Annotated in this window: 10 protein-coding genes and 4 pseudogenes; 7 read left to right on the forward strand and 7 right to left on the reverse strand. The window is 65.1% G+C overall.

Annotated elements, in window-relative coordinates; genetic code table 11:
* Positions 1-526, reverse strand: a 526-nt coding sequence (locus NP3_RS08435) for an MspA family porin (RefSeq protein WP_157124188.1), incomplete at its 3' end; no start/stop codon positions are given.
* A 331-nt stretch (positions 527-857) separates the two neighbouring features.
* Here NP3_RS08435 and NP3_RS08440 point away from each other — a divergent pair.
* On the forward strand, positions 858-1643 hold the full coding sequence (locus NP3_RS08440) for an IclR family transcriptional regulator (protein ID WP_063039455.1): 786 nt from the start codon (positions 858-860) through the stop codon (positions 1641-1643).
* A gap of 20 nt (positions 1644-1663) precedes the next feature.
* Here NP3_RS08440 and NP3_RS08445 read toward each other — a convergent pair whose 3' ends face one another.
* Complete coding sequence (locus NP3_RS08445; RefSeq protein WP_063039456.1) at positions 1664-1864, reverse strand: Clp protease/crotonase-like domain-containing protein; 201 nt, start codon at positions 1862-1864, stop codon at positions 1664-1666.
* Between NP3_RS08445 and NP3_RS08450 the strand changes: the two genes are divergently transcribed.
* Complete coding sequence (locus NP3_RS08450; protein ID WP_063039458.1) at positions 1857-2072, forward strand: hypothetical protein; 216 nt, start codon at positions 1857-1859, stop codon at positions 2070-2072. The genes NP3_RS08445 and NP3_RS08450 overlap by 8 nt on opposite strands.
* Positions 2073-2081: 9 nt before the next feature.
* On the opposite strand, the gene NP3_RS08455 is transcribed toward NP3_RS08450, so the two are convergent.
* From NP3_RS08455 to NP3_RS08465, 3 genes and pseudogenes are all read right to left on the reverse strand, one after another.
* Positions 2082-2720 (reverse strand): Uma2 family endonuclease, encoded by a 639-nt coding sequence (locus tag NP3_RS08455; protein WP_063039460.1) that lies wholly within the window; start codon positions 2718-2720, stop codon positions 2082-2084.
* A gap of 82 nt (positions 2721-2802) precedes the next feature.
* Positions 2803-3783, reverse strand: coding sequence for an NAD(P)H-dependent flavin oxidoreductase (locus NP3_RS08460; RefSeq protein WP_063039472.1), 981 nt, complete (start codon positions 3781-3783; stop codon positions 2803-2805).
* 224 nt (positions 3784-4007) lie between these two features.
* Positions 4008-4804, reverse strand: a pseudogene (locus tag NP3_RS08465) (acyl-CoA dehydrogenase family protein); the annotation flags it as partial.
* Positions 4805-4814: 10 nt separating this feature from the next.
* Between NP3_RS08465 and NP3_RS08470 the strand changes: the two are divergent.
* Positions 4815-5003 (forward strand): hypothetical protein, encoded by a 189-nt coding sequence (locus NP3_RS08470; protein WP_063039462.1) that lies wholly within the window; start codon positions 4815-4817, stop codon positions 5001-5003.
* 10 nt (positions 5004-5013) lie between these two features.
* Here NP3_RS08470 and NP3_RS08475 read toward each other — a convergent pair.
* Positions 5014-6145, reverse strand: a pseudogene (locus NP3_RS08475) (aldehyde dehydrogenase family protein).
* Positions 6146-6167: 22 nt separating this feature from the next.
* A pseudogene (locus NP3_RS46550) lies at positions 6168-6900 on the reverse strand (SDR family NAD(P)-dependent oxidoreductase).
* A gap of 333 nt (positions 6901-7233) precedes the next feature.
* Here NP3_RS46550 and NP3_RS08490 point away from each other — a divergent pair.
* The 4 genes and pseudogenes from NP3_RS08490 to NP3_RS08505 all read left to right on the forward strand — a co-directional run.
* Positions 7234-7866: pseudogene (locus tag NP3_RS08490) on the forward strand (amidohydrolase family protein); the annotation flags it as partial.
* A 216-nt stretch (positions 7867-8082) separates the two neighbouring features.
* Positions 8083-9360, forward strand: a complete 1278-nt coding sequence (locus tag NP3_RS08495) for a TetR/AcrR family transcriptional regulator (protein ID WP_063039475.1) — start codon at positions 8083-8085, stop codon at positions 9358-9360.
* Positions 9361-9434: 74 nt separating this feature from the next.
* Positions 9435-9860 carry a carboxymuconolactone decarboxylase family protein gene (locus NP3_RS08500; RefSeq protein WP_063039468.1) on the forward strand — a complete coding sequence of 142 codons (426 nt, stop codon included), beginning with the start codon at positions 9435-9437 and terminating at the stop codon, positions 9858-9860.
* A gap of 11 nt (positions 9861-9871) precedes the next feature.
* Positions 9872-10771: an acyl-CoA thioesterase gene (locus NP3_RS08505; protein WP_063039470.1), complete on the forward strand. Its 900-nt coding sequence runs from the start codon at positions 9872-9874 to the stop codon at positions 10769-10771.
* The last annotated feature ends 156 nt before the right edge of the window (positions 10772-10927 follow it).

Consider the following 10927-nt stretch of genomic DNA (forward strand, 5'->3'; position numbering starts at 1 on the left):
AGGTGCCACTGTCCGGGATATCGATCTGATCGAATCTCACCCATTTCACATCGCCCGGCGCCAGTGGCAGGGACAACGATCCCGACAAACTAGGTGCCGTACTCAGCGCGGCGGACAACGACGACGACAGACTCCCCAGCGCAACCTGGCAGCCGACGATATAGCCCACCGTCAATGCCGAAGCGCCGTGCGTCGACGAGTCGCCGGTGCCCGGGTTGTTCTGCGGGCCGTTGTACGGGCCCACCGTGCCGTGCGGCGTCACCACGTCGGCGCTGACACGGCCGGAGACCCACACGTTCCGGCCGATTCCGTTGTCCGCGAGCGATGGCGAAACCACCGCGTGCTCGCCGACACTGTCGATGGTCGCTCCCGGTCCTTCCACATGACCGTCGGGCAATGGCACGAAGGTGTCGGCATTCGCCGCACCGGGCGAAAAGAATCCCATCGCCACCGCCGCGGTAACAGCAACAGCAATACCGGCGACCCGAATTCTTCGGATCGGAAAGGCATGCCAAATATCCCTCATCTGATGTCCTCGCTGCATTTTCATTCAGACGCCCTGCGGGCAGTCGAATCGATATCCCGGCGCACGGCTAATCAGCTTCATTGCTTGTTTATTTCGGCCGACGCAGTTCTGAAGCTAACCGAGGGCAATCGGCGTGTTAGCAGCGATCTCAATGGATGAGTATTTCCTTTCTGTGACAACCGTCACGGGAAATACCATGGTGTACTCAGCTACACCATCGATTCGGGATCGCACTCCATCGTCGCCGCGTACCGGTGCTGGAACCGTTGGGTCTGTTACCGGCGCTCCGCGTCGGCGGGATCGGGAAGGCCGACGAGAGGACGAGCGCACAGTGTCACGATTCGCAACAGGTGAGTCCGTACTGTCGCGCGCGGTGCGGATCCTCGACGCATTCACCGCGGACGACCCGATCCTCCAGATCTCCGAGATCGCGGCCAGAAGCGGATTGCACCGGGCGACAGCGTCGCGGCTGGTTGCCGAACTGGTCACGCATGGACTGCTCACCCGGGAGGACGACCGACGGGTGCGAGTCGGAGTACGCATGTGGGAGTTGGGACTGCGGGCGTCGTTGGCGCAGACACTGCGCGAATTCGCGATGCCGCCGATGAAGAGCGCGCACGCGGCGATCGGCCACCATATCCAGCTCGGCGTCCGGGACAGGCACGATGTGATCTGCCTGGAGCGCCTGTCCGCGCCGGGGGCGGTCGCCAATTCCACTCGGGTCGGTACTCGCATACCACTGCACGCGTCGTCGTCCGGGCTGCTATTGCTCGCCTTCGCAACTCCGGAACTACAGGAACGAGTCCTGGCCGGGCCTCTGCTGTCCTACAGCCCGAACACCATCACCCAGCCGGACCGGCTGCGGCGCACGATAGCGGATGTCCGGCAACGGGGTTTCGCATGGTGCCGGGGGCACACCCATCACCGAACGGTCGGTGTGGCCACACCGATCCGCAGCTCGCAGGGCACGGTCGTGGCCGCACTGTCGGCCATCATTCCGAACGATGAAGAGCGCAAAGGCGCTGTCGTTCCAGTACTGCTGGCCGCGGCTCGCGACATCTCCACCGTACTGCCCAACCTCACCGAGAAACATCGAAGCAGCCGCACGAGCGCCTGATCGGTCGCGGATGGGGACAGTCATCGTCCCTGCCAACGCGGGGAACGCTTTTCGCCGAATGCGCGCGGTCCCTCCTGCGCATCTTCGCTGCGGTAGCAGTATTCGGCCGCGTGCCGTGCCGCTTGCAGGGCGGCCGTACGACCCATCTCGGTGGCGAGCACGACCGTTTCCCGGGCCGCCCGCACCGACAGCGGAGCGGCAGCGAGAACTTCGGTGGCCAACTCGAGCGCGGTGTTGGGCTACATCGGTACGCCACTGGACGAAACGCTCGACGCCGAGGGCTTCTTCCACACTGGCGACGGCGGCCACCTCGACGACACCGACCGACTGTTCTGGGAAGGCAGGCTCACCGACATTGTCAAAACCGGCAGCGCCAAAATCAAATCCAGCGACCTCCGCGCGCTTGCGGCCGAGCGCCTCACGCAGTAGTCGCGCGCTTCAGTCCAATCCGAGGTCGAGCTGATTCCAGCTGATAGTCACGTCGAGTGGGTCCGCGACGTCGACTGCCACCGCATCGCCGCGGGCGCGCAGTGACATGTTCTCGCGGACATAGGTGCCATCCGTCGTGAGTCGTAGCATCTCGATCGAAGTCACGGGGCCGTCGTCCTGCACCATGCGCACGATCCAGTAGTGCGAGATGCCCAGTCGCGCGTATTCCGCTCGCTTCTCGACCAGATCGGCTGTCACCGTGTTGGGTGATACGACCTCGACGACCAATAGCGTGTCCGATGCCATCGGCTTGGTCTTCCACTTGCCACGCGGCTCATCGATACAGCGGTACACGATCGCATCGGGCCGCTTGTAGTGGAACGGTACCTCGGAAACCAGCATGTCGAGCTCACCGCTCGCCCGCATACACGGGGCTTCGCGGGGACGCTTGGATACTGCCTCGCGCAGCGCTCCCTTGATGTTGTCGCTGATCGCCACATGGTTCGGCGACGGGGATTCGCAATGCACGATCATGCCGTCACGGATTTCCACGGTCCGGGCTACGTCTTCGGGCATGTCCAAGTACATGGCCATATCGACAACCGGGATCGGTTTACGCAGCCACGACCAGTCGACAGCCTCACTCATGCCGCAAGCCTAGCGTCAACGCTGGTCCGTCCACTCATTCCGACGCTTTGCGAGCCTTCCGGCGCAACCGCGGATCCCAGCATTAACCGGCGAGCTCGGCGACGGCTTGTTTTGCCGACACCACGCCGTTGATCCGGAGCACCGACTCACCGGCATACAGTGCGGCCCGATCGACCCACTGCCCGGGCATTCCTTCCAGTGGTGCTGCTGGACTGAACAGTGGAATCGCGGGCCGCTGCATCCGCAGCGCCGTTCCTTCGCTTTTCTCGGGCACCAGGCGGGCCAGAGGGGCACTCAGCGAGTTGATCAGCGCCGGAAGCCGCCGCGCGGCCCCATCCGCGCGGCACCAACGATCGGTGACCGTGTTGGGCACCACCCGATGCCGCATCGGCCAACTCAACCCGAACAGAGTTGTCTCCAGCGTCATACGGGCAGCGAGGATTCGACGCTGGTATTCGCGGTGCGCGCCGGATTCCTCGGTGAGAACGAAGCGGGTCCCGGCAACCACTCCGGCCGCACCGGCGGCCAGCGCGGCACCAGTGTCACCGCTCGTTGCCACACCGCCTGCCAGAAACACCGGACGGTCCTGCGCCACTGCCAGTGCGCGCGGCAAAAAATCCAGGGCCGCAACAGTTCCCACCAGATGCCCACCCGCCTCGCGGCCCTGAGCGATGAGACCGTCCGCGCCCCATGCCACGGCAGCACGGGCCTGGTTCTCGGTTCCGACCATCACCAGCACGAACACACCCGCACCGCGCAGCTCACGCACCAGCGCGGCATCCCCGCCGAAGGCGACCACCACGACATCGACACCGGCTTCGATACACGTCTGGACGTGACGACGGCGCGCGAACCGCATCAGCAGATTGACCGCCACAGAACGACCGGGAGCCTCGTCGCGCACCCGTCCGATCGCGGCCCGCAAATCGGTCGCGGGCAGCAAGCCGATCGTCCCGAGCCCACCCGCGCTCGCGACGGCAGCGGCCAAACGGCCGCCAGCAACACCGGCCATGCCCGCCTGCGCGACGGGAACATCCAACCGAAGCCTGTCCAGCACATCCACAAACGCGACCCTAATCGCCTGGGCCGCATCCCGACCGGACAACACTTTTCGCGAGTCCGCGCGGCCCTTCGCGGATCGGCGGCAGCGGGTGGCTGGTGCCGGTCCGCCCGGTCGAGGTTCGATGTGCTCCCCCGGCGTGACCGTCGCGAGCACGTCGCGGGTCACCGCTCGCAGTTCGTCGTGGATTTCGGTGAAATCCGGTTCGGTGCACACTGTTCCGGCCTTCATGTCGCTGCCGGTTCGCGGGGCAGGCCGAGGCCGCGTTCGCCGATGATGGTGCGCTGGATCTCGCTCGTCCCGCCGGGAATCGTCCATTCCCATGAGCCGATGAAATCCAGTACCCATGCCCCGGACTCCCAACCGCCCGACCTCGGCTCGCGCAGCACCGTATGGGCGGCCACTCCCCCGATCGCCGCGCCGAAATCCGTTACCTGTTGGAGTAATTCGCTGTAGAACAGCTTCACGATCGAGGCGTCGGCCGGGCCGACGGTTCCGGCATCGTGGCGTTGCACCAGGTCGCGGCACAGTGCGCGCAGACCGGCGATCTCGGTTTCGAACCCGGCCAGACGATCGGCCACCACGGGATCATCGATCGGACGCCGTCCCGTCGCGTCCGGCCCGGCGCACGCCCACAGCAGCCACCGGAATCCAGCGTTGCCCAGTCGTTCGGCCAACTCCAGCATGGTCGATCCGCGCTCGGCGCCGAGGGTCTGCTGCGCCACCTGCCAGCCCGCGTGCTCCGCGCCGACCAGTTGGGTGGCGGGAATGCGCACCTCGTCGAGAAAGATCTCGCAGAAGTGCGTTCGCCGGTGGCATGCCGAGTGGGCCGCACATCGATGCCGGGTGTGCGCATATCCAACAGAAAATACGAAATGCCCCGGCGTTTAGGCACTTTCGGATCAGTGTGGGCCAGCAGCAGGCACCAGTCGGCGTATTGCGCTCCGCTCGCCCATACCTTCTGCCCGGTGACGAGATAGCCGTCGCCGTCACGACGCGCCGTGGTGGCAAGCGCGGCCAGATCGATCCGCTACGTGGTAAGCAGCCTCGTCGCCCTGTGGTCGTCGCAGGAAGAGGCCTGCGCCGAGGTACTCACCAAACACGGTGAATACCCCTCCGAGGCCGAGTCCGAGGAATCCGTTCGCACCCACCGCCGCCTCGTCAACGCCACCTCCGACATGGCGCGCCGGGCGATCCAGGCAAGTCGAGGGCCACGGATCTAGCGTCCGGAACTCACATCGCGGGAAAGGCGATGGATTTGACCTCGGTGTACTGGTCGAATCCGGCGATGCCGTTCTGGCGGCCCACCCCGCTGGCCTTGTATCCGCCGAACGGGGTGTCCGCGCCGTAACCCGCGGTGCCGTTGATGCCGATGAAGCCCGCGCGCAATCGTGCGGCCACGGCAAGTGCGTGCTCCACGGATCCCGACATCACGTTGCCCGCGAGGCCGTACGGGCTGTCGTTGGCTATGCGAACCGCATCGTCCTCGTCGTCGTAGGGGATGACGACCAGCACCGGACCGAAGATCTCCTCCTGGGCGATGGTCATCGAGTTGTCCACATCAACGAAAAGCGTTGGCTCGACGAAAAATCCCCTGTCGAAGCCTTGTGGTTGCTCGGCGCCGACGACGAGCAGCGTGGCGCCTTCGTCGACACCGGTCCGGATATAGCTACGAATGCGACTGCGTTGCTTATCGGAGATGACCGGACCGCACAGCGTGGCGGGATCCTGCGGGTCGCCCGGTGCGCCCCCTCGTACATCGCCTTCAGAATCGCGACCCCCTCGTCATACCGCGACCGCGGCAACAACAGTCGAGTGGGATTGGCGCAGCCCTGACCGGCGTGCATACACGGCGCAATACCCATCATGCAGCCCAAGGCCAAATCGGCATCCTCCAGGACGATGGTCGCCGACTTGCCGCCGAGCTCGAGGAACAGGCGCTTCATGGTCGCCGCACCCTTAGCGTGTGCACGCCCGTGACCGAAACCAGGGCATCGCCGAGGGAGGTTCGCCACGGATAACTGTCGATCAGCTCGGCCGGATACCTGAGCGCATCCGCCAGTGGCGCGTCCAGTTGCGGCCCCATCGTGATCGCCCGCGGGCACCCGGCCTCGAGTATGAGTTCCTCGCGCAGTTCCTCCCGCTCGGACTCCAATGCGTCCTGCAACTGCAGCAGGCAGCGTTGCCGGAAGCCATGATCGGTGGACCAGGCCGTTTCGTCGAAGGCTCGGCGGGCGGCAGCGATGGCCATCCGCATATCGCGTTCCGACGCGTCGGAAACCGCACCGAGCACCTCCTCGGTGGCGGGGTTGATGTTGTCGAATTTCCCGGCCCGGCCGTCGACGAGCTCCCCATCGATCAACATCCGTGATTCGAACCGAACAGTATCAAGCATTTCTCTCGCTCTCATGCGACTGGAGGTCGGCCGGTAGCGGCTGGCTCGCGGCACCGGATCGTGGAACTCGCAGCATCAGCCGGGTCAGGTGATGCAAGACCGCGGCGGGCAGAATACGGCTGACGATCAACAGCATTCGCGCATCCGGACCCGCCGCCCGGCGCAGGAACGGTGCGGCTCGCGGAATCCCCAGCATCAGACGGGTCAGGTGATGCAAGACCGTGGTAGGCAGAATGCGACTGGCGATCAACAGCATTCGCGCATCCGGACCCACCGCGCGCCGCACGAACGGTGCGGTGCCGCCGAGCGCTCGGGCGAGCCCGGCGGCGAACTGTTCCGGCGAGCGGGCCGCGTACTTCATCGCCGCCCACCCGCGCCGGTCCATGGTGCGGTGATGGCGGGCGTACGGCCCGTGTCTCCTCGACCATTCCGGCCGCGGAGACACCGGCGTTGTGCACCACCGCGTGGGGAGCACCGACCGCACGGACGATGGCAGCCGCGGCCTCCTCGATCGACGACGGATCGGTCAGGTCGAGCCGGATGCCGATCAAGCGCGGATCACCCTGTTGCGCACCGGTCGTCGCGCGCAGCTGATCGAGCCCGGTATCTACGGATCGCATGGCTGCGACTACTCGCCACCCCCGCCGGTAGAGATGCGCCGCGGAGGCGAGTCCCAGACCTCGCGAAGCCCCCGTGATGACAACGCTGCGCGATTCGTTCGACATTGCTCCTCCGTGTCGTTCGACGCCTATAAAACCTAATATTTGTTCATAGACTAGCGGCGGATGGATCGGTCGGTCAATCACTATCGGTCCCATACCACTTCGAGGTGCGTCGGGGATCGGAAGAACGTGCCCGCAACGTACGGTGTCGGGGGCCGCATCGAATCTGGCCTGCGCGTCCTTGACGCCCGGTGTCAGTTCATCTGCCATGTGACGACCCCTCGGCATACCTAACTTTTGTTCGGATCGTAGCTATACGCATGGCGATCCATCGGCCGCTGACCAAATATCCGTTCAGAGCTACATCCGAAACGAACGGTAGACAAGGAGCGCGGTATGGACATGAACGACTTCGTACTCGTCTCGGTCGACGACCATCTCGTCGAACCGCCGGACATGTTCGACAACCACATCCCCGCCAAGTACAAAAACGATGTGCCCAAGCTCATCCAGCGAGCGGACGGCACCGATGCATGGGTGTTCGAGGGACAGGAAGCCACCAATGTCGGCCTGAACGCGGTGGCGGGCCGACCCCCGGACGAGTACGGCGCCGAGCCGACCAAACTCAGCGAGATCCGCGACGGCTGCTACAACATCCACGAGCGCATCCGCGATATGAACGCCAATGGCGTTGCCGCGGCGCTGAATTTCCCGTCCTATCCGCAATTCTGCGGTCAGTACTTCGCCCGCGCCAAGGACAAGGACCTGGGCTTGGCCGTGCTGCGGGCCTACAACGACTGGCACATCGACGAGTGGTGCGGCGCCTACCCGGGACGAATGATCCCGCAGGCGCTGCCCCCGATCTGGGATCCGGAACTCATGGCCGAGGAGGTACGGCGGGTGGCGAAGAAGGGCTGCCACGCCGTCACCTTCTCCGAGAACCCGACCAAACTGAACTATCCCTCACTGCACGACCCGCACTGGGATCCGTTCTGGCAGGCGTGCAGCGACGAGAACACCGTGGTGAACTGGGATTCCGTTCATCCGAACGCCTCAAGAAGACCGGCACCGATACCGTGACGGTCCTCGACCTGGCCCGGCAACTGCCGACGCCGTCGGCTTGAGGCCCCCTCTGCTACCGTTGAACAAACATTGGGTAGCCCAAATTGTCAGGGTCCCATAACGGCGGCGAGGTGTCGGGGAGGTGTTGTGGGGCGTGGCCAGGGCAAGCCTGCGCAGCGCGATGTGCGGCCGCGCGCCATCGCCGCCGATATCGGCCACGCCTACGACGACGGCACCCGCCGCACCGAGATCCTGCAGACCGCCGCATCGCTGATCGCAACCTCTGGGCTGCGCACGTCGCTGCAGGAGATCGCCGACGCGTGCGGCATCCTCCCGGGCAGCCTGTACCACCATTTCGAATCCAAGGAAGCCATCCTCGTCGAATTGCTGCGCCGCTATCACGCGGACCTGGACCAGATCGCGCAGCGGGCACAGGACCGGTTGAACCATCCGGACTCGCGACCGCCTTTCGATCGAATCGTCGAGCTCGGTTCGGCGATCGCGCAGTGCGCGGTCGCCCATCGTGCCGCCCTGCAGATGTCGTTCTACGAGGGGCCGAGTTCGAAACCCGAACTCGTCGAATTGACCAGGCAGCGACCGACCGCCGTACTCGAGGCAATGCTGCAAACCCTGCGTGCCGCGCGGTGGAGCGGCTACCTGCGGGCCGATGTCGATCTGCCGATACTGGCCGATCGGATCTGTCAGACGATGCTGCAGGTCGGGTTGGACGTCATCCGGCACAAAGGATCGCCGGATAAGTTGGCCACCTTGCTGTGCCGAATTCTGTTGGAGGGCTTGGCCACACGGCAGCACACCGATGCGGAACTCGACCGTTCCGCCGCCTTCCGCGCCGCCGACGAAGTCGTCCGGAGCTGGTCGCAGGAGAGCGAGCCCGATGACAAGGCGGCTCGCGTCCGCGCGGTCGCGCGGGCCGAATTCGGTCGCCGCGGATATGAGAATACGACCGTCCGCGATATCGCCTCGGCCGCGGGACTCGGCACCGGAACCGTGTACTGGCTGATCGGCTCGAAGGAGGAGCTGCTCGCCTCGATCATGCAGTCCTTCGGTGCGAAGATCGGCCTCGGCTGGACGAATGTGCTGCGGTCGGATGCCTCGGCGATCGAGAAGCTGGATGCGCTGAGCTGGATCAATACCAACGCGCTCGATCGTTTCGGTGACGAGTTCCGCATCCAACTGGCGTGGATGCGGCAGTCGCCGCCCGACACCCCGAATCCGGGCTGGCTCTTCACAAAGCGGCTGCGACAGATGAAAACATTGCTCGCCGAAGCGATTCGATCGAATGAGATCGAGGTCGACAGTCCGTCGAACGAGATGCTCGCCCGCTGCGTGATCGTAGTGGGCTGGATCCCGGAGAACATCCTGCGGGATATCGGGACGCACGCGTCCCAGATTCACGTCCGCGACACCGTGTTGCGCGGCGTCATCGAGCGAGCGGGTTGATTCGTAAGAACCGGCAGCGCGGCACACTGGCCGGTCCTCTCTGAACAAATTTCAGGTTACGAGTCTATCCGGCCTTGACGAAGCCGTTCCTCAGCTTCAATCGGCACCTGCTGGCGGAGAACACGTTGTCGGCAAGGCAACGGGAGTTGGTCATCCTGCGGGTCGCGCACCTACGGCATTGCGGCTACGAATGGGCACAGCACACGATCCTTGCCGAACGGGCCGGTATCGCTCCCGAAGAGATCGCCCGCGTAGCGCACGGAGCTCTTCGGGACTGGTCGACAGGCGAGCGGGCCCTGCTGGTCGCGACCGACGAATTGCTCGCCGACGGCACGATCGGCGAGGACACCTGGCACGTTCTCGTCGGCGAGTTCGACGACGAGCAGCTGATGGACCTGGTCTTCACGGTCGGCACCTATGCTTTGGTTGCCATGGCTTTGCGTTCGTTCGGCGTCGAGCCCGAAACCGAACTCCTCCCGCACCTCCCGAACGGCCACTGAATGCGAGCCATATGCTGAGCGACGAATTCGATACGCAGGTAGATATTGCCGCACCCACCTGGAATCAGGCGGAACTACAGCGCCTGATGGATGTGCAGCCGTCCGGCGCGGGCCGATATCTGGCCCCGGCTCACGGTCCGACGGCCCGCGACGTGGTCGAAGCCGGACAAATGCTCGGCGACGCGGTGGTGGCAGCGGCCAAACATGTACCGCGCCAACGCGTTACCTCGGCATCGATGATCTTCTCGCGCGCCGCCGCACATACGGCCCCGCTCGATATCGAGGTCGATACGCTGCGATCCGGGCGCACCTACACCACCGCGCAGGTCACCATCCGCCAGCACGATTCGCCGCGCTGCGCCGGGATCGTGCTGCTCGACGCCGGTGCACCCGACCTGATTCGCTCGGCGGCCCCGATACCGCAGGTCGACCCGCCGGAGCGACTGCGCCCACTCGCCATTCCGGGCACCGAGGTGGACGGCCGCGATATGCGAGTGGTCGATGACGCCTACGACCCGGATCCGAATCGGGTCGGCCCGCCGGAGTTGTTCGTCTGGACACGATTTCGCGACGCTCCGGAGCACGACTACCTGCACGCCGCGCTGCTGACCCAGTCCAGCACCCACTGGACGGTGGCCGCCGCGCTGCGCCCGCACGCGGGTTTCGGTGAGGCGATGGCGCACCGGTCGATCTCCACCGGAATCACGATGGCCACCATCACCTTCCACGACGAGGTCGACGTGGCGCGGTGGCTGCTGTACGCCACCCGCGTCACCTACGCCGGACGCGGTCACGCCCAGAGCGAGGGCCAGGTGTATACCGAAGCGGGGTCCGTGGTCGCCTCCTACAGTGTGCACGCGATGGTGCGTGGCCTCGAACCACGCGCCACGAACTCCGACACACTGCTCTGACCCACAGGAGACATCTTGGAGCCATCGGGCTATCTGGACCGGCCGGATTATCGCGTCGAAATCCGACGCATCCGCAATCTGGTCCGAGTCACCTCCGGCGATCGGATTTTCGGCGAGTCGACCGCGAGTCTGCTTGTCGCGGAACAGGATCACGGC

The organism is Nocardia pseudovaccinii NBRC 100343, assembly GCF_001613225.1.
GTDB lineage: Bacteria > Actinomycetota > Actinomycetes > Mycobacteriales > Mycobacteriaceae > Nocardia > Nocardia pseudovaccinii.